The organism is Micromonospora chalcea, assembly GCF_028768405.1.
Taxonomy (GTDB): Bacteria; Actinomycetota; Actinomycetes; order Mycobacteriales; family Micromonosporaceae; genus Micromonospora; species Micromonospora chalcea.
In genome coordinates, this window is sequence record NZ_CP118233.1 from 5,115,634 (window position 1) to 5,132,680 (window position 17,047).

Below are 17,047 nucleotides of genomic sequence, written 5' to 3' on the forward strand. Positions count from 1 at the left end.
GTGAGAAGTGGAGTGGGAGATTCTGATGACCGGGCAGGTCGAGGACTTCCTCGATGAGCTCTACGCTGCCGACCGTGAGTCGCACCGCCTGGTGAACCAGGCAATCCTGGTGCTGGAACGCAACGGTCCCATCGAGGGGCGCCCGCTGGTCGACAGCATCACCGCATCTCGCCTCAGTAACCTCAAGGAGCTGCGGCCTCCCTCTGCCGGGCGCACCGAGATCAGGATTCTCTTCGTCTTCGACCCGTGGCGCTCCGCGGTTCTGCTGGTCGCCGGCGACAAGTCGGGGCAGTGGACGCGCTGGTACCGGGATGCCATTCCGGAGGCGGAGCAGCTCTACGACACCTACCTCAAGGAGCGGCAGGAGGAGATTCGATGAGCGGCGTCAAGCGGTGGCGTGACACCTCGCACCTGGGCCGGGCGGTGGAGACCGCCGGTGGTGTGCAGGCATTCGAGGCCGCGATCGGTGGCATGCTCGACGAGGCCCGCGGGTGGCGTCTCGCGGAGCTGCGCAAGCGGCGCGAGATGACTCAGGAGCAGGTCGCGTTGAGGATGGGTGTGTCGGTCGCGCGGGTGTCGCAGATCGAGGCGGGCAGTGTCGCGACCCAGGACGTGCTCGCGCGGTACATCGCCGCTCTCGGCGGCACGCTCAAGCTGATCGCCGATTTCGGCGACGAGCAGCTCAAGGTCGCCTGAGTCGACGGGCTCCACCCTGCGTGTCCAGGTGTCGGCGGCGCGGGATCATTGGGGCATGACCGAGGCGCGGCCCGAGCAGCGCCGGGTGACGATCAGCGACCCGCAGGTGATGCGGGCGCTGGCTCACCCGGCCCGTATGGCGATCATGGAACATCTCGGCACGCTGGAGGGCGGTGCGACGGCCACCGAGTGCGCCGAGATCGCCGGGCTGTCGCCGAGCGCGACCAGCTACCACCTGCGTGAGCTGGCGAAGTTCGGGCTGATCCGGCAGGCGCCCGGCCGGGGGGACGCGCGGGAGCGGGTGTGGCAGGCGGTGAATCCGTCGTTCCACGTCGAGGTGGGGCCGGATGCCGAACCGGAGGCACGCGCCGCCGAGGCGGCCCTGGTCGAGGCGCACATGGTCCGCGATGCCCAGCGGGTCCGGGACTGGCTGCGCCGCGCGCCGGACGAGTCGCCGGAGTGGTACGCGGCGACCTGGTTCAGCGACAGCGTGCTGCTGGTGACCGCCGAGGAGTTGAGCGAGTTGAACCAGGCGATCCAGGCGCTGATGGAGCCGTACCGGCGGCGGCATCGGGCCGATCCACCCGCCGGGGTCCGTGCGGTGGCGGCGCAGTACCGGGCGATGCCCATCGACTGAGGGGTTGTGCGCACCAGGTGTGAAGGATTATTTTCGAAGTATGTCCTTCACACCTGGCCCCTCGTGCTGGCCGGACGTCTGGCTCGCGGCCACCGCGCGTGGCATCTCCAGTTGCGGGAACTTCCTGGTCACCAGCGCCCTCACGCTGGCGCTCCAGTCCGCCGGGGCCGGTGGGCTCGCCGTCTCCGGGCTGCTGCTCGCCGCGACGCTGCCGCTGGTCGCGCTCGCGCCGCTGACCGGTCGTCTCGCCGACCGGGTGGACAGCCGGGTGCTGCTGATCGCGACCGGGCTCGGTCAGGGGGCGACCTGCCTGGCGCTCGCCTACGCCCCGGGCCCGGCGCTGGTGATCGCCCTGGTGGCGCTGCTGGCCACCGGTCTCGCGGTCTCCCAGCCGGTGATATCCGCGCTGATACCGGTCATGGTGCGGCCGGAGGACCTGCCCCGGGCCGGCGCGCTCAACCAGACCGCCGGCACACTCGGCGCGCTCGCCGGACCGGCGCTGGCCGGGCTCCTGGTCGGCCAGTTCGGCACCCGGGTACCGCTGCTCCTCGGCGCGCTCAGCTATCTCTCCCTGGTGGCGGCCGGGCTGCTCGTCCGTACCCGAAGGGGTGGCCGCCGGGTGACCGTCGGCGCCGCCGCGGCGGTCGCGCCCCCGTGGCGGTTCCGGCGCGACCCGCTGCTGACGGTGATGGTCGGCAGCGTGGCCGCGGTGATCGGCGCGGTCGGGGCGGTGAACGTGATCGAGGTCTTCTTCATCCGGGAGACGCTCGGCAGCAGCGCCACCGTGTACGGGCTGGTCACCGGCTCGTGGACGCTCGGCATCGTGCTCGGCGCGTGGCTGTTCGCCCGGGTCGCCCGCCGGCTCGCCGACGACGGCGCGCTGCTCGGCGCCGGGCTGGTGCTGCTCGGCGGATGCTGCCTGGCGGTGCTCGTGTCGGCGGCGGTGCCCTCGGCGTGGCTGCTCGTGCCGATCTGGTTGCTGGGCGGGGTCGGTAACGGCGGCGACAACGTCTTCAACAACCTCCTGCTGGCCCGGCGGGTGCCGGAGGCGGCCCGGGGCCGGGCGTTCGCGGTCTTCGGCGCGGCGGCACAGGGTGCCGCGATGGGCGGCTACCTGGTCGGGGGCCTGCTGCTGGAGGTGGCCGGCCCGCGCACGCTGATCGCCGGCTGCGGCGTGGCCGGCCTGCTGGTGGTGGCGGCGCTGGCCGGGCCGGTCCGCCGGGCGGTACGCGCCGAGCGCGCCGTCGTCCCCGCCGCAGCCGTGGCGGCGGAGCCGGTATGACTGGCTGGTGTTAATAAGGGGCCCTTCCTCTACCGGAGGCGTTAAGAAGGGGCCCTTCCTTACCGCCGGGTGCGGGGTTCACCACTCCATCGGATCCCCCGGCGGCGGGGGAGAGGTCGCGGCGATACGGTCGGGTCATGGCCGATCGCATCGCCCGCCCCCGGGTGGGGCACATCCAGTTCCTCAACTGCCTGCCCATCTACTGGGGGCTGATGCGGTCCGGCGCGCTCATCGACGTCGACCTGCACAAGGACTCGCCGGACCGGCTCAGCGCCGACCTGGTCGCCGGTGACCTCGACATCGGCCCGATCACGCTCGTGGAGTTCCTCAAGCACGCCGACGACCTGCTGCTCCTGCCCGACCTGGCGGTCGGCAGCGACGGGCCGGTGCTCTCGGTGAACATGGTGTCCACCCGCCCGCTGGGTGAGCTGGACGGCGCCCGGGTCGCGCTCGGCTCGACGTCGCGTACCGGGGTGCTGCTGGCCCAGCTGCTGCTCGCCGAGCGGCACGGGGTGCGGCCGGAGTACTTCCGCTGCCCGCCGGACCTGACCCAGATGCTGCTGGAGGCCGACGCCGGGGTGCTGATCGGCGACGTGGCGCTGCGCGCGCTGTACGAGGCGCCCGCCAAGGGCCTCGAGGTGACCGACCTGGGTCAGGCGTGGCACGACTGGACCGGGCTGCCGATGGTCTTCGCCGTCTGGGCGGTACGCCGTGACTTCGCCGCCGCCCACCCCGGCCTGGTCAAGGAGGTGCACGAGGCGTTCCTGCGCTCGCGTGACCTGTGCCTCGCCGAGCTGGACCAGGTGGCGGAGGCGGCGGCCCGCTGGGAGACGTTCGACGCGGACACGCTCGCCACGTACTTCCGGACGCTGGACTTCTCGCTCGGTGAGCGGCAGGTGGCCGGGCTGCGCGAGTTCGCCCGCCGGGCGGCCGCGTACGGGGAGGTGCCGGCGCTGCCGGCCGACGGTCCGGAGTTCTTCCAGGGCTGAGCGTGCGGCCCGGCTGCCGACCCCGCGGTAGGCGGCCGGGCGGGTCAGGTCGCCGGGCGCAGCAGCGCCTTGGTGATCCGTTCGCAGGCGTCCATGCCGTACTCCCAGCCGCCCTCGACACCGAACGGGCTGCGGACCATCACGCCCATCGTCCACGTGTCGCCGATGGCGAGGCAGTTGACGTGGTACTCCTTTTCCTTGTCCCGGTCGATCCACCCGTTCTTGATGGCGATCTTCTTCTGCTGGGCGGCCGGGAACGCCTTGCGGATGCCGAAGTCACCGGGGGCGCGTACCTGGCGCATCTCGTTGAGCAGCCACTTGGTCCACTTCGGCCCGGCCGCGCGGCCGTCGTCGATGCAGAGCCCGAGCCGGGCGGTGTCCCGGGGGGACAGCTCGGTGCGGCTCCAGCCGCCGTCGTCGGCGACCGCGCTGTCGGTGAGCTTGCAGATCGAGATGAGCCGCTCGATCGAGTCGGAACCGCCCACGCTCTCGTAGAACTCCTGGGCGCGGGTGTTGTCGCTGTCGCGAATGATCTTCGTGGCGTCGGCCAGCTTCGCCTCGCTCGGCGTCTTGCCGTCCTCGGCGCGCAGGCGCAGGTAGTCGGCCACCACCCAGGACTTGATCAGCGAAGCGGTAGTGCTGGTCTCGTCCATGTTCGCCGAGCCGATGATCTTTCCGGTGCGCTTGTCCAGCACGGACCAGGCGTACCAGCCCTTGATCTTCAGGCTGTCCAGGTTCTTCTCCTGAAACGGCAGCGGGGTGAGCGCCGGTGAGGGAGCGACGCGCGGCGCGTTGCGGTCGACGGTTTGCCGGGCGGACCGCTCGCTCGTCGGCTCGGGATGCGAGTTCGCGGTGGCCTCCAGCGGCGAGCCGGGGATCACCCGCAGGGAGAGGCCGAGCAGTCCGAGGAGAACCACTGCCAGGGCGCTGAACGCCAGCGGGCGGCGATGGCTGCCGGGTCGACGCCGGGCGCCGGCCATCAGAGCTTCCCGGCCGGCTGTTGCGGCACCTTGAGCGCGGCGCCGGGCTGCGGCGTCACGAGCTGGGTGGCGACGCTGGCGCACATCTTCGCGCCGTACGACAAACCGGCCCTGGCCGGGTAGCGCATCATGACCGAGAGACTCCACTTGTCGGTGAACGCCAAGCAGCTGACGTGCCAGTTGCCGTCGTAGGCGAGCCGCGTCCAGCCGTTCTTCATGTGCACCGGGCCCTGCGCCTTGATCGTCGCGGGCAGGCCGTCGATGATGCCCCACCGGCCGCCGCCGGAGCGCTCCTCCTGCTGCTTGACGCTGCCGGCCACCTTGGTCATCTCGCTGAGCAGCCACTTCGTCCACTTGGGCCCGGCCGCGCGGCCGTCGGCGATGCAGTCGCCGAGGCGAACGGCGTCCCGGGGGGACATCTCGGTGAAGCTCCACCAGCCCTCGTAGTCGGGCACGTCGCCGGGCCTGGTGTCGGTCAGGCCGCAGATCCGGATCGCGCGCGCGATGACCGGGTCGGGCTTGCCGCCCGGCTGCGGGCGGTAGGAGCCGCCCGCCGCCCGGTAGACCCGGTTGGCGCCGTCGTCGTCGCTGTCCCGGATCGCCAGGATCGCCGCCTTCTTCAGGTCGTCACTCGGCTCCTTGTCGTCGAGCTGGCGCAGGTAGTCCGCGACGATCCAGGCCTTGAGCATCGACTCGGTGGAGCTGGTCTGGCTCATGTTCTTCGCGCCGGAGACGGTGCCCGTCTCGCGGTCCATCAGTGCCCAGGAGAAGAACTCGCCCTCGAACTTCACCGAGACCGGCGCGTCGGCGAGCGTCGGCGGTGCGGGCGCGGTCGGGCTCGGCGCCGGGACCTGTCCACCGCCGCCGATGCCGCCCTCGCCGCTGCCGCCGGCGAACTTGGCGTACGCGGCGGGCACCAGCATGACGCCACCGACGAGGACCGCCACGATGGCGAGCACCATGGTCACGCGAGGTCGCATGAGTGGTGAACTCCAGATGTATGGCCGGGGGGACCGGCGCTTCCGCAGGTTTCGCTCCGGTCGCCACAAGGCCGGGGGACGTTGGCCTGAACGGTGACGATCTTGGAGCCGAACGGCTTGCCGGGGGAAGTCTACTTCCGGACTGTCGATATGCCAGGTCTCGACACCCGCCGACTTGGTGGGAAGGGCGGGTTATTGACGTGCTTTGCCAGCCTTGGGAGGTTTCACCTTCATTGAGTGATCGACATCACAGTCACTCTCCGATTGCTGGCGATGACGGCAGGCGCTTGTCCGGTCGTGGAAGGCGGCTCGCGAATGCTGTTACACCCTCTGGTGTCAATCGTGCCGAGCTGTAACACTAGCTACATGTATGGCAATGACTTCGCTCCGCCGGAGGACGCTCCGGGCGGCGGCCTGCTCGGCGAAGTGGAGGCCGCGGAGGCGGCGCTGCGCGAAGCGGCGGCGCGGGCGCGGCGCGGCGGTCCGGCGCCGGACGAGGACGTCGAGGCGTACTTCGTCGACGTCATCGACGCGGACCAGAAGATCGAACCCCGCGACTGGATGCCCGAGGCGTACCGCAGGACGCTGATCCGGCAGATCGCGCAGCACGCGCACTCCGAGATCATCGGCATGCAGCCGGAGGGCAACTGGATCAGCCGGGCGCCGTCGCTCAAGCGCAAGGCGATCCTGCTGGCGAAGGTGCAGGACGAGGCCGGCCACGGCCTCTACCTCTACGCGGCGGCCGAGACGCTCGGCATCAGCCGCGACGAGCTGGTGGAGTTGCTGCTCGACGGGCGGCAGAAGTACAGCTCGATCTTCAACTACCCGACGCTGACCTGGGCCGACGTGGGCGCGATCGGCTGGCTCGTGGACGGCGCGGCGATCGTCAACCAGGTGCCGCTGTGCCGCTGCTCCTACGGCCCGTACGCCCGGGCGATGATCCGGGTCTGCAAGGAGGAGTCGTTCCACCAGCGGCAGGGCTACGAGATCCTGCACACGCTGGCGCACGGCACCGAAGCGCAGAAGGCGATGGCGCAGGACGCGGTGGACCGCTGGTGGTACCCGTCACTTGCCATGTTCGGCCCGCCGGACGGCGACTCGACGCACAGCGCCCAGTCGATGGCCTGGAAGATCAAGCGCTTCTCCAACGACGAGCTGCGCCAGCGCTTCGTCGACATGTGCGTCGGCCAGGCGGAGGTGCTCGGCCTCACCCTGCCCGACCCGGACCTGCGCTGGAACGACGAGCGCCAGGCGTACGACTACACCCAGCCCGACTACGACGAGCTGATGCGGGTGATCAAGGGCAACGGGCCGTGCAACAGGGAGCGCATGGCGCACCGGCGCAAGGCGCACGCCGACGGCGCGTGGGTACGGGAGGCCGCCGCGGCGTACGCCGCGAAGCGGTCAGATCGAAAGGAGCCGGTGGCGGCATGAGCGAACGCACCGAGCGCAGCGAGGGCCGTGAGGGCATGCCCAGCGGGCACGGCATGAGCAGCTCGTCCTCTCCCCTCTGGGAGGTCTTCGTGCGGGCCCGCCGTGGCCTGTCGCACACCCACGTCGGCAGCCTGCACGCCCCCGACGCCGAGCTGGCCCTGCGCAACGCCCGGGACCTCTACACCCGCCGCCAGGAGGGCGTATCCATCTGGGTGGTGCCGGCGAGCGCGATCACCGCGTCCAGCCCGGACGAGAAGGACTCGTTCTTCGACCCGGCCGCCGACAAGGTCTACCGGCACCCCACCTTCTACGAGGTCCCCGAAGGGGCGGCGCACCTATGAGCCGGTTCGACTTCACGCTCGCCATCGGCGACGACGCGCTCATCGCGGCGCAGCGCCTCGGTGAGTGGACCTCCCGCGCGCCGGAGATGGAAGAGGACATCGCGCTCGCGAACATCGCCCTCGACCAGCTCGGCGCGGCGCGGCTGCTGCTCACGTACGCGGGCGAGCTGGAGGGCGCCGGCCGCGACGAGGACGACCTGGCCTACCTGCGCGACGACCGCGAGTTCCGCAACTGCCTGCTGGTCGAGCTGCCCAACGGCGACTTCGGCGTGACCATGGCGAAGCTGTTCTTCCTGGCCGCGTACCAGGTGCCGCTCTACACGGCGCTGGCCGGCTGCGCGGACGAACGGCTCGCGGCGGTCGGCGCGAAGGCGCGCAAGGAGTCGGCGTACCACCTGGACCACGCGGCGCTGTGGGTGAAGCGGCTCGGCGACGGCACGGAGGAGTCGCACCGACGCATGCAGGACGCGGTCGACGAGGTGTGGCCGTACGTCCACGAGCTGTTCAACCCGGATCCGACGGCGCCGGTCGACCCGTCCACCCTTCGGGCCGACTTCGACGCCACCGTGTCCGCCGTGCTGGACGAGGCGACGCTCACCCGCCCGGAGACGGGCTGGACGCCCGGTGGTGGCCGGGACGGCCTGCACACCGAGCACCTCTCGTACCTGCTCGCCGAGATGCAGGTGCTGCACCGCGCCCACCCCGGAGCGAGCTGGTGACAAGCGCGAGGGACGCCGCGGCGGCGGTGGTGGACCCGGAGATCCGGGTCATCACCATCGACGAGCTGGGCATCCTGCGCGCCGTCGACGAGGAGCCCGGCACCGGCCGCGTCGTCGTCACGATCACCCCCACCTACACCGGCTGCCCGGCCATGGACGTGATCCGGGCGGACATCCGCCGGGCGCTGGCCGCTGCCGGGCATCCGGACGCCGAGGTCCGCACGGTCTACCACCCGGCGTGGAGCACCGACTGGATCTCCGACGCCGGGCGGGCCAAGCTCGCCGCCGCCGGCATCGCCCCGCCCGCGCCGCGCGGCGACGACACGGTGGTGCCGCTGACGCTGGCCGTACGCTGCCCGCGCTGCGGGTCGCCGGAGACCACCCAGATCAGCCGCTTCGGCTCGACCGCGTGCAAGGCGCTGTGGCGCTGCCGCTCCTGTTCCGAACCCTTCGACCACCTGAAGGCGCTGTGACTGTCACCATCACGCGGCCGGTTCGCCGCCGGCCGGTCTTCCACCCGCTGCCCGTGGCCGCCGTGGACCGGCTCACCGACGACTCGGTGTCGATCACGTTCGCGGTGCCGGAGGAGCTGCGCGAGACGTTCGCGTTCTCCGCCGGGCAGCACCTCACCGTCCGCCGCCCGGCCGACGCCGACGGCGGGGAGGTGCGGCGGTCGTACTCGATCTGCTCCACCCCCGACGAGCTGGCCCGGCACGGCCGGTTGCGGGTCGGGGTGCGTGAGGTGCCGGGCGGGGCGTTCTCCGCGTACGCCTGCGGCGCGCTGCGTGGCGGCGACACCGTCGAGGTGCTGCCGCCGCTGGGCCACTTCACCTCCGCGTTCACCCCGGACCGGGTCCGCCGGTACGGCGCGGTGGTCGCCGGTTCCGGCATCACCCCGGTCCTCGGCCTGGCCGCGACCGCGCTGGCGACCGAGCCGCGCAGCACGTTCACGCTGGTGTACGGCAACCGCACGGCGAACTCGGTGATGTTCGCCGAGGAGCTGGCGGACCTGAAGGACCGCTATCCGACCCGGCTGCACCTGGTGCACGTGCTGTCCCGGGAGATGGGCGAGTCGGCGCTGCTGTCGGGGCGGATCGACGCCGACCGGCTGACCCGGCTGCTCGACACCGTCGTACCGGGGGACGAGATCGAGGAGTGGTTCCTCTGCGGCCCGTACGGGATGGTGGTGGACGCCAAGGCGGTGCTGGCCGGTCGTGGCGTGCCGGACGCGGCGGTGCACACCGAGCTGTTCCACGTCGACGCCCCGCCGGAGCCGGTCCGGCGTGAGGTCGAGCGGCCCGGCGCGGGCACCGACGTGACGATCGTGCTGGACGGGCGCTCGTCCAGTTTCACCATGGGCCGGGACGAGCGGGTGCTGGACGCGGCACTGCGGGTGCGCGGCGAGCTGCCGTACGCCTGCAAGGGCGGGGTGTGCTCGACCTGCCGGGCCAAGGTGACGTCCGGCGAGGTGACGATGGCGCGCAACTACGCGCTGGAGCCGGACGAGGTGGCCGCCGGTTACGTACTGACCTGTCAGTCGAGTCCCGTAACCGACGAGCTGACCGTCGACTACGACGCCTAGCGGCGCCGCCGCTCAGATCACCACGGGCGGTGCCGTGGCGGCGCGGCCACGGGCCCGGCTGACGTGGCCGCGCCACCCGCCGACGAGCGCGAACAGGGTCCATCCCGCCGCGCCGAACACGAGCATGCCCCGCTTTCCGTCCGGGTCCACGTCCCGCGCGTCGGTCAGTTCCACCTCACCACGCGGGTCGACGAGCACAGTCAGCCGCTGGCCCACCCGGTAGCCGGGGGAACTGCCCCGGTAGACCAGCGGCTCGTCCAGCCGGCCGGCGTCGCCCTGGAGGGCGAACTCGTGCCGCTTGCCGGCCGTCTGCACGTCGGTGATGGTCACCTGCTGGGCGACGCCGCGCTCCCGGAGCACCGACTCGGGGGCGAGCTGGACGGCGCCCACCAGCACGAACAGGGCCGGCAGCACCGACAGGAGGGTCAGCCACCAGCCCCGGTGCAGCAGGCGCAGGCCGACCGCGAAGGCGAGGCAGCCGACCAGGCCGACGGAGATCGGCACCGCGATCGGGAGTCCCACGGTGAGGTGGCCGACCGCCGCGGTCACGACGATCACGGCGAGGCCGAAGCCGACGAGCACGGCGGTCATCGTGAGGGACCAGAGGGCGGAGCGGGCGCCGGCCACGCGTACGGGGGTGGGCGGGGGCGATACGACTGACACGCCGAGAGCGTAGACGGGCGACGCCAGCGCTCCGCTTCCCGCGGTGGCGCTTCGGGTCGACCACCATCCGTGACGGGTAGAACGTTACGTTCTACACTTGCCTGATGGAGCAGATCGCCGTCCGGGAGCTGAACCAGCACACCAGCCGGGTGCTGGCGCGGGTGCGCGCCGGTGAGACGGTCGAGGTGACCGATCGGGGTGAGCCGATCGCCCGCCTGGTCCCGGTGCTGGCCGGCGACGCGCTTCTCGGCCGGTTGGTGGCCGAGGGCCGGGCCACGGCCCCGACCACGACCGGCCCGGTCCCGATGCCGCCGGTGCTCGGGGATCCCACGGTGGACGCCGCGGCCGCGCTGGTCGAGGCACGCGACGAGGAGCGTTGGTGATCTACCTCGACTCGGCGGCGGTCATCAAGATGCTGCGGCGGGAGGCGGAGACGCCGGATCTGCTCGGCTGGCTGAACGAGCGCGCCGGCACCGCGCTGGTGTCGTCGGCTCTCGTCGAGGTGGAGGTGCCGCGGGCGTTGCGTCGTGCCGCTCCACAGGCGCTGGTGGGTGTCCCCTCGGTGCTGGGACGTCTCTACCGGGTCGAGATCGACGCCACGGTCCGTGCGACGGCGGGCGCGTACCCGGAGCCGATGCTGCGCAGCCTGGACGCCGTCCACCTCGCCACCGCCGAGGTCCTGGCCCGGCAGGCGGCGGCCGAGTTCGTCGCGTTCGTCACGTACGACAAGCGGCTGCTGGAGGCGGCCAGGGCGATCGGGCTGCCGGTGGCCAGTCCGGGGATGCCCTGACCGGGTGGGTCTCTCGTCACCGGGTGAGGAGTGGCGTTTCCCGCCGTCGGGCCCGCGACGTACGCTCGGGAGTGTGACGGCGAACCGGGAGATCGACGACATCCTGCAACGCGGCGCGGACGGCGGGCGCATCACGCCCGAGGAGGCGCTGCTGCTCTACACCGACGCGCCCTTCCACGCGCTGGGCGAGGCGGCCGACGCGGTACGGCGGCGCCGCTACCCGGACAACATCGTCACGTACCTGATCGACCGCAACATCAACTACACGAACGTCTGCGTGACGGCGTGCAAGTTCTGCGCGTTCTACCGGGCCCCCAAGCACAAGGAGGGCTGGACCCACCCGACCGAGGAGATCCTGCGCCGCTGCGGCGAGGCGGTCGAGTTGGGCGCCACCCAGGTCATGCTCCAGGGCGGCCACCACCCGGACTACGGCGTGGAGTACTACGAGGAGCTGTTCTCCTCGGTCAAGAAGGCGTACCCGCAGCTCGCGATCCACTCAATCGGCCCGAGCGAGATCCTGCACATGGCGAAGGTCTCCGGCGTGAGCCTGGACGAGGCCATCGCCCGGATCAAGGCCGCGGGCCTGGACTCGATCGCCGGCGCCGGCGCCGAGATGCTGCCGGACCGGCCGCGCAAGGCGATCGCGCCGCTGAAGGAGTCCGGCGCCCGCTGGCTGGAGGTCATGGAACTGGCCCACCGGCAGGGCCTGGAGTCGACCGCCACCATGATGATGGGCACCGGCGAGACCAACGCCGAGCGCATCGAGCACCTGCGGATGATCCGCGACGTGCAGGACCGCACCGGCGGCTTCCGGGCCTTCATCCCGTGGACGTACCAGCCGGAGAACAACCACCTGAAGGGCCGCACCCAGGCGACCACGCTGGAATACCTGCGGCTGGTCGCGGTGGCCCGGCTGTTCTTCGAGACGGTGCCGCACCTGCAGGCGTCCTGGCTGACCACCGGTAAGGACGTCGGGCAGCTCGCGCTGCACATGGGCGTGGACGACCTCGGCTCGATCATGTTGGAGGAGAACGTCATCTCCTCCGCCGGGGCCCGGCACCGCTCCAACCTGCACGAGCTGATCGGCATGATCCGGTCGGCCGACCGGATCCCCGCCCAGCGGGACACGCTCTACAACCGGCTCGCGGTGCACCACACGCCCGCCGACGACCCGAGCGACGACCGCGTGGTCTCGCACTTCTCGTCGATCGCGCTGCCCGGCGGCGGGGCCGGGAAGTCGCTGCCGCTGGTCGAGGTCAACTGACCTCGTTCCCCCGTTCGGCCGGTCGGCTCCCGTCGTGCGGCCGGAGCTCCGCCCGTTTCCGGTGAAGCTTCCGCCAGGGGTCTTCACCTGCGTGATCACCGGCGGCTAGCCTGCCCGCGCGACACCACCGATCCGGGCCGCGAGCAGGCAGGTAACAGGTCGGCGGCGACCCGGGTGAGCACCGCCCGGCAAGCCGGCGACGCCATTACGCTGGCGGCGTCCGTCGGGGACCGTCGTCCTCCATCGGCCCATGAGGGCCGTTCACATAACGCACCGCGGCAGGGGCGGGATGGGTGACCATCCCGCCCCTGCCGTCTGTCGAATCGATGGGAATTCCCACCGTACGACGCTGGCGCGGCGATGCGTCGCTCCGGTACCGTCCCTTCGTTCCGTGCGTTGATCGGCACGTCCCTACCCCCGGGGGAACCATGACCTTCCGCTACCGGTCCACGCTGGCGCGCGCCGGCGTGGTGGCCCTGCTCTCCACCGCCGGCCTCGGCGCGGTCGCCGGCCCGGCGTACGCCGCCGACAAGGCCGACCTCCAGCTCATCCCGCTCAGCTACCAGCTCGCCAAGGGCGTCACCGAGGCGAAGGCCAAGCCGTTCAAGTTCCAGGTGAACAACGCCGCCGGGACCGTCGACGCGAAGGACGTCCGGGTCACCGTCGAGACGAAGGACCTCAAGCCCGGCAAGGTCGGCGTGCTGGCGCCGAAGGGCTGCGACATCCGCGGCACCGCCTTCTCCTGCCTGCTGGGCGACGTGCCCGCCGGGACCACCGAGGACTTCGGCATCCCGCTGTTCTCCACCGGCGGCAAGGGCGGGGCGGGCACGCTGACGGTGTCGATCAGCGCGGCCAACGGCGCCGGCGTGCTGGACACGGTCGAGCACGACATCACCGTCACCGACCCCGGCTACGACCTCACCACCTGGGTCCAGGACGTGTACGCCGACGTGGTCGTCGACGGCGACGACGCCGGTGAGGCGAACCTGCGCCCGGTCCGGCCGGGCCAGACCGCGCCGCTGGACTGGGCCGTGTTCAACGACGGAAGCGAGAACGCCACGGGCGTCGCGTACGGCATCACGCTGCCGGCCGGTGTCACCTTCGCCGAGCTGCCCGAGGGCTGCGTCGAGCAGGACCTGGGCGGCTTCGCCAACGCGTACTGCGAGGACCTGGGCGCGGTGCTCAAGCCCGGCCAGTACTACACCGCCGACGTGCGGGTGAAGGTCGGCGCGGACGTGACCGAGAAGCTGCTCCGGCCGGGCTTCGTCTGGGCCGCCGGGCTGGAGGCGGCCTCCGGCACGCCGGAGGAGCAGCCGAAGGCCGCCACCTCGGCGCAGCGTCGCGCGTTCTCCGAGGCCGACGACGGCGACAACACCGCCCAGTTCGACGTCTTCGTCGACCAGAGCCCGCAGTCGACCCCGAGCCCGACGCCGAGCGCTGAGCCGACCTCGACGCCGACCGCCCAGCCGACCCCGACCGGTAGCGTGACCGCGGTGCCGACGCCGACCTCCGGTGGTGGCGCGGGTGGCGGCACCGGCGGCGGTGGCCTGCCGGTGACCGGTATGCAGGTCGGCCTGATCGGCGGGATCGGCGCTGCGGTGGTCGCCGCCGGTGTGGCGCTGATGATGCTGTCCCGGCGCCGCAAGGTGGTGCTCGTCACGCCGGGCGAGGAGCGCACCGAGGACTGACACCGTCACCGTGGACACGGCGAGGGCGGGGTGGGCGACCACCCCGCCCTCTCGCGTACCCGGGGCGGGGCGGAAGGGGCGCGGCTGGCAGAGTGGAGGGGTGAGCCGTACCCCGCAGGGCCAGCGCGCCAGCCTGGACAAGCAGCCGCACGAGGTAGCCGCGATGTTCGACGGTGTCGCGGCCCGCTACGACCTGACCAACACCGTGCTCTCCTTCGGGCAGGACCGGTCCTGGCGGCGGGCCACCCGGGCGGCGCTCGGGTTGGCGCCGGGCGAGCGGGTGCTCGACGTGGGCGCCGGCACCGGTGTCTCGACCGAGGAGCTGGCCCATTCCGGGGCGTACGCGGTCGGCGCCGACCTGTCGCTGGGCATGCTCTACGCGGGCAAGCGCACCCGCCCGTCGGTGCCGCTGCTGGCCGGGGACGCGCTCCGGCTGCCGTTCGCCGACGCCAGCTTCGACGCGGTGACCATCTCCTTCGCGTTGCGCAACGTCAACGACACCGACGCGGCGCTGCGCGAGCTGGCCCGGGTGACCCGGCCGGGCGGGCGGCTGGTGGTCTGCGAGTTCAGCACCCCGGTCAACCCGGCGTTCCGCACCGTCTACCTGTCGTACCTGATGCGGTCGTTGCCGGCCGTGGCGCGCGCGGTGTCCAGCAACCCCGACGCCTACGTCTATCTGGCGGAGTCGATCCGGGCCTGGCCGGACCAGCCGGCGCTGGCCGCGCGGATCGGCGCGGCCGGCTGGGGCCGGGTGGCGTGGCGCAACCTGACCGGGGGCGTGGTGGCCCTGCACCGGGCCGTCCGAAACTGACCGGCCGACCAGGCGTTAGCCGGTCATTTCGTGAATATCCGGTTCTGGTCTACTTTGTCCCCGTAGGCTCGCCTGCATGACGGGACCAGACCAGGCCGCCACCGACGACGACGCCGCCGAGCTGATCGCCCAGCTCCGCGAGTTGGCCGGCGCGGATCCCGCTGATGTCCGGCAGGTCGTCGCCGAGGTGCTGGCGGCGCTCGACCGTGCGGCAGGTGGCGCGTTGCGTGACCACCTGCCCGAGGCGATCCGGCTCGACGCCGGGCTCGGACCGGCCGCGTCGGCTCGCCCCTGACCGGTTTCGGCCCGCCTACCGGCCCGTTTCCGCGAAGTTAGGCCCCCCTCAACGCGTCCTGGTGTAACAGCGGTCATAGACTCCATCCGGATGGGCTTGTGAAGCATTTCACGAGCATGCGGGAGGAGGCGCGGATGACCGCGGTGGAGAACGACGCCGACGTCATCGTCGTGGGCGCCGGTCCCGGAGGATCGGCCACGGCGTACCACCTGGCGCGGCACGGCGTACGCGTGCTGCTGCTGGAGAAGACGGAGTTTCCCCGGGAGAAGGTCTGCGGCGACGGGCTCACGCCCCGGGCCGTGCGCCAGCTCATCCGGATGGGCGTGGACACCTCGCCCGAGGCCGGCTGGCTGCACAACAAGGGCCTGCGGGTGATCGGCGGCGGGGTGCGCCTGGAGCTGGACTGGCCCGACCTGGCGAGCTTCCCCAACTACGGCCTCGTGCGGACCCGGCTCGACTTCGACGACCTGCTCGCGCAGCGGGCCGTCGCCGCCGGGGCGAAGCTGCGCACCAGCGTCAACGTCCTCGGCCCGGTGCTCGGTGCCGACGACCGGGTGATCGGCGTGCAGGCCGAGGTCGGCCCGGACAAGGAGCCCGCCACCTTCCACGCGCCGCTCGTGGTCGCCGCCGACGGCGTCTCCGGCCGCTTCCCGCTCGCCCTCGGGCTGGCCAAGCGGGAGGACCGCCCGATCGGCGTGGCGGTCCGCCGCTACTACCGCTCGCCCGCCAAGCACGACGACGACTACCTGGAGTCGTGGCTGGAGCTGCGGGCCAAGGGCAGCGACGCGCTGCTGCCCGGCTACGGCTGGATCTTCGGCCTCGGCGACGGCCGGGTGAACGTCGGCCTCGGCGTGCTGAACTCGTCCTCCGCGTTCGGCAAGACGAACTACCGCAAGCTGCTCACCGACTGGCTCGCGAACACCCCCGAGGAGTGGGGGATGACCGACGAGTCCAACGCGGAGGGTCCCACCCTCGGGGCCGCGCTGCCGATGGGCTTCAACCGGGTCCCGCACTACACCCGCGGGGTCCTGCTGGTCGGCGACTCCGGCGGCATGGTCAACCCGTTCAACGGCGAGGGCATCGCGTACGCGATGGAGTCCGGCGAGATGGCCGCGGAGGTCATGGTGCAGGCGCTGGCCCGCCCGGCCGGCGCGGAACGGGAGCGGGCGCTGATGGCGTACCCGCAGGAGCTGAAGGCCCGCTTCGGCGGCTACTACCGGCTCGGCGGCGTGTTCGTGAAGCTCATCGGCCGCCCCGAGATCATGCGGATGGCGACCAAGCACGGCATGCCGCACCCGATGCTCATGCGCTTCGTGCTCAAGCTGCTGGCCAACCTGACCGACCCGCGCGGCGGGGACGCGATGGACCGGGTCATCAACGCGATGACGAAGGTGGCCCCGGCCGTGTAGAAGACGACCGACCACGAGCCGGACAGAGATCGACCCCCCGACGACCGAGGTCTCAGGGACGTGAATAGTGTGATTTTGGCCAACCACCGAGGTCAGGGAAGGACGAGCAGGGGACAACGATGACGCTCTCTCCTTACGCACCCATCATCGGGCTGTTCGCCCTCGCTGCGGCGTTCGCGCTGTTCTCCGTGGCCGCTGCCCGACTCGCCGGCCCGCGGCGTCTGAACAAGGCCAAGCTCGAGGCGTACGAGTGTGGCATCGAGCCGAGCCCGCAGCCCGTCGGCGGCGGCCGGTTCCCGATCAAGTTCTACCTGACGGCGATGCTCTTCATCGTCTTCGACATCGAGATCATCTTCCTCTACCCCTGGGCGGTCTCCTTCGACGCTCTGCCGATCTTCGGCTTCGTGGAGATGGTCCTGTTCATCGTCGCGGTCTTCGTCGCCTACGCCTATGTCTGGCGTCGCGGCGGCCTGGACTGGGACTGAGG

21 protein-coding genes are annotated in these 17,047 nt (G+C 71.7%); 18 read left to right on the forward strand and 3 right to left on the reverse strand.

Annotation, left to right across the window (positions count from 1 at the left end; all coding sequences use genetic code 11):
• The first annotated feature begins 25 nt into the window (after positions 1-25).
• The 5 genes from PVK74_RS22940 to PVK74_RS22960 all read left to right on the forward strand — a co-directional run bounded on the left by PVK74_RS22940 (position 26) and on the right by PVK74_RS22960 (position 3,604).
• Entirely contained in the window at positions 26-379 is a 354-nt protein-coding gene (locus tag PVK74_RS22940; RefSeq protein ID WP_043330725.1) for a type II toxin-antitoxin system RelE/ParE family toxin, read from the forward strand.
• A complete protein-coding gene (locus tag PVK74_RS22945; protein WP_043327344.1) occupies positions 376-696 on the forward strand; it encodes a helix-turn-helix domain-containing protein in 321 nt (106 codons plus the stop codon). The genes PVK74_RS22940 and PVK74_RS22945 overlap by 4 nt, the downstream gene beginning before the upstream one ends.
• Positions 697-751: 55 nt before the next feature.
• Positions 752-1,333, forward strand: coding sequence for an ArsR/SmtB family transcription factor (locus tag PVK74_RS22950; protein WP_043327342.1), 582 nt, complete (start codon positions 752-754; stop codon positions 1,331-1,333).
• Positions 1,334-1,373: 40 nt separating this feature from the next.
• Positions 1,374-2,615 carry an MFS transporter gene (locus PVK74_RS22955; RefSeq protein ID WP_274477180.1) on the forward strand — a complete coding sequence of 414 codons (1,242 nt, stop codon included), beginning with the start codon at positions 1,374-1,376 and terminating at the stop codon, positions 2,613-2,615.
• Between the two features lie 137 nt (positions 2,616-2,752).
• A complete protein-coding gene (locus PVK74_RS22960; protein ID WP_209959669.1) occupies positions 2,753-3,604 on the forward strand; it encodes a menaquinone biosynthetic enzyme MqnA/MqnD family protein in 852 nt (283 codons plus the stop codon).
• A gap of 44 nt (positions 3,605-3,648) precedes the next feature.
• Here the strand turns inward: PVK74_RS22960 and PVK74_RS22965 are convergent, their stop codons facing one another.
• Both PVK74_RS22965 and PVK74_RS22970 read right to left on the reverse strand, forming a co-directional pair.
• Complete coding sequence (locus PVK74_RS22965; protein ID WP_274477181.1) at positions 3,649-4,584, reverse strand: serine hydrolase; 936 nt, start codon at positions 4,582-4,584, stop codon at positions 3,649-3,651.
• The gene (locus PVK74_RS22970; protein ID WP_274477182.1) at positions 4,584-5,564 is read right to left on the reverse strand and encodes a hypothetical protein; all 981 of its coding nucleotides are present in this window, start codon (positions 5,562-5,564) and stop codon (positions 4,584-4,586) included. The genes PVK74_RS22965 and PVK74_RS22970 overlap by 1 nt, the downstream gene beginning before the upstream one ends.
• A 366-nt stretch (positions 5,565-5,930) precedes the next feature.
• Here PVK74_RS22970 and paaA point away from each other — a divergent pair, with 366 nt between their 5' ends.
• From paaA to paaE, 5 genes are read left to right on the forward strand one after another with little or no spacing between them, the layout of a single operon-like run.
• Entirely contained in the window at positions 5,931-6,998 is a 1,068-nt protein-coding gene (gene paaA, locus PVK74_RS22975; protein WP_274477183.1) for a 1,2-phenylacetyl-CoA epoxidase subunit PaaA, read from the forward strand.
• Positions 6,995-7,339 (forward strand): 1,2-phenylacetyl-CoA epoxidase subunit PaaB, encoded by a 345-nt coding sequence (gene paaB, locus PVK74_RS22980; protein ID WP_370446776.1) that lies wholly within the window; start codon positions 6,995-6,997, stop codon positions 7,337-7,339. Before paaA ends, paaB begins: the two co-directional genes overlap by 4 nt.
• On the forward strand, positions 7,336-8,058 hold the full coding sequence (gene paaC / locus PVK74_RS22985; protein WP_274477184.1) for a 1,2-phenylacetyl-CoA epoxidase subunit PaaC: 723 nt from the start codon (positions 7,336-7,338) through the stop codon (positions 8,056-8,058). The genes paaB and paaC overlap by 4 nt, the downstream gene beginning before the upstream one ends.
• A complete protein-coding gene (paaD, locus tag PVK74_RS22990) occupies positions 8,055-8,531 on the forward strand; it encodes a 1,2-phenylacetyl-CoA epoxidase subunit PaaD (RefSeq protein WP_043327327.1) in 477 nt (158 codons plus the stop codon). Before paaC ends, paaD begins: the two co-directional genes overlap by 4 nt.
• Positions 8,528-9,640 (forward strand): 1,2-phenylacetyl-CoA epoxidase subunit PaaE, encoded by a 1,113-nt coding sequence (gene paaE / locus PVK74_RS22995; protein ID WP_274477185.1) that lies wholly within the window; start codon positions 8,528-8,530, stop codon positions 9,638-9,640. The genes paaD and paaE overlap by 4 nt, the downstream gene beginning before the upstream one ends.
• Positions 9,641-9,652: 12 nt before the next feature.
• Here the strand turns inward: paaE and PVK74_RS23000 are convergent, their stop codons facing one another.
• Positions 9,653-10,303: a hypothetical protein gene (locus tag PVK74_RS23000; RefSeq protein ID WP_233514599.1), complete on the reverse strand. Its 651-nt coding sequence runs from the start codon at positions 10,301-10,303 to the stop codon at positions 9,653-9,655.
• Positions 10,304-10,407: 104 nt separating this feature from the next.
• Here PVK74_RS23000 and PVK74_RS23005 point away from each other — a divergent pair, with 104 nt between their 5' ends.
• From PVK74_RS23005 to PVK74_RS23040, 8 genes are all read left to right on the forward strand, one after another.
• Positions 10,408-10,686 (forward strand): type II toxin-antitoxin system Phd/YefM family antitoxin, encoded by a 279-nt coding sequence (locus tag PVK74_RS23005; RefSeq protein ID WP_013283593.1) that lies wholly within the window; start codon positions 10,408-10,410, stop codon positions 10,684-10,686.
• Positions 10,683-11,093, forward strand: a complete 411-nt coding sequence (locus PVK74_RS23010) for a type II toxin-antitoxin system VapC family toxin (RefSeq protein ID WP_043327321.1) — start codon at positions 10,683-10,685, stop codon at positions 11,091-11,093. Before PVK74_RS23005 ends, PVK74_RS23010 begins: the two co-directional genes overlap by 4 nt.
• Positions 11,094-11,166: 73 nt before the next feature.
• Entirely contained in the window at positions 11,167-12,357 is a 1,191-nt protein-coding gene (gene mqnC, locus PVK74_RS23015) for a cyclic dehypoxanthinyl futalosine synthase (RefSeq protein ID WP_030500766.1), read from the forward strand.
• 428 nt (positions 12,358-12,785) lie between these two features.
• Entirely contained in the window at positions 12,786-14,045 is a 1,260-nt protein-coding gene (locus PVK74_RS23020) for a COG1361 family protein (protein WP_274477186.1), read from the forward strand.
• A gap of 100 nt (positions 14,046-14,145) precedes the next feature.
• On the forward strand, positions 14,146-14,856 hold the full coding sequence (locus PVK74_RS23025; protein ID WP_064448431.1) for a demethylmenaquinone methyltransferase: 711 nt from the start codon (positions 14,146-14,148) through the stop codon (positions 14,854-14,856).
• A 76-nt stretch (positions 14,857-14,932) separates the two neighbouring features.
• Entirely contained in the window at positions 14,933-15,151 is a 219-nt protein-coding gene (locus PVK74_RS23030) for a hypothetical protein (protein ID WP_174535009.1), read from the forward strand.
• 134 nt (positions 15,152-15,285) lie between these two features.
• Entirely contained in the window at positions 15,286-16,560 is a 1,275-nt protein-coding gene (locus PVK74_RS23035) for a geranylgeranyl reductase family protein (protein ID WP_043330724.1), read from the forward strand.
• Between the two features lie 119 nt (positions 16,561-16,679).
• A complete protein-coding gene (locus PVK74_RS23040) occupies positions 16,680-17,045 on the forward strand; it encodes an NADH-quinone oxidoreductase subunit A (protein WP_013283601.1) in 366 nt (121 codons plus the stop codon).
• Positions 17,046-17,047: the final 2 nt, after the last annotated feature.

Coding starts and splice junctions, on each gene's coding strand:
- paaA (WP_274477183.1), top strand. CDS start 5,931: ATGTATGGCAATGACTTCGCTCCGCCGGAGGACGCTCCGGGCGGCGGC.
- PVK74_RS22965 (WP_274477181.1), bottom strand. CDS start 4,584: ATGGCCGGCGCCCGGCGTCGACCCGGCAGCCATCGCCGCCCGCTGGCG.
- PVK74_RS23035 (WP_043330724.1), top strand. CDS start 15,286: ATGACCGCGGTGGAGAACGACGCCGACGTCATCGTCGTGGGCGCCGGT.
- PVK74_RS23005 (WP_013283593.1), top strand. CDS start 10,408: ATGGAGCAGATCGCCGTCCGGGAGCTGAACCAGCACACCAGCCGGGTG.
- PVK74_RS23020 (WP_274477186.1), top strand. CDS start 12,786: ATGACCTTCCGCTACCGGTCCACGCTGGCGCGCGCCGGCGTGGTGGCC.
- PVK74_RS22960 (WP_209959669.1), top strand. CDS start 2,753: ATGGCCGATCGCATCGCCCGCCCCCGGGTGGGGCACATCCAGTTCCTC.
- PVK74_RS22945 (WP_043327344.1), top strand. CDS start 376: ATGAGCGGCGTCAAGCGGTGGCGTGACACCTCGCACCTGGGCCGGGCG.
- PVK74_RS23040 (WP_013283601.1), top strand. CDS start 16,680: ATGACGCTCTCTCCTTACGCACCCATCATCGGGCTGTTCGCCCTCGCT.
- paaB (WP_370446776.1), top strand. CDS start 6,995: ATGAGCGAACGCACCGAGCGCAGCGAGGGCCGTGAGGGCATGCCCAGC.
- PVK74_RS22950 (WP_043327342.1), top strand. CDS start 752: ATGACCGAGGCGCGGCCCGAGCAGCGCCGGGTGACGATCAGCGACCCG.
- paaC (WP_274477184.1), top strand. CDS start 7,336: ATGAGCCGGTTCGACTTCACGCTCGCCATCGGCGACGACGCGCTCATC.
- PVK74_RS22970 (WP_274477182.1), bottom strand. CDS start 5,564: ATGCGACCTCGCGTGACCATGGTGCTCGCCATCGTGGCGGTCCTCGTC.
- PVK74_RS22940 (WP_043330725.1), top strand. CDS start 26: ATGACCGGGCAGGTCGAGGACTTCCTCGATGAGCTCTACGCTGCCGAC.
- PVK74_RS23030 (WP_174535009.1), top strand. CDS start 14,933: ATGACGGGACCAGACCAGGCCGCCACCGACGACGACGCCGCCGAGCTG.
- PVK74_RS22955 (WP_274477180.1), top strand. CDS start 1,374: ATGTCCTTCACACCTGGCCCCTCGTGCTGGCCGGACGTCTGGCTCGCG.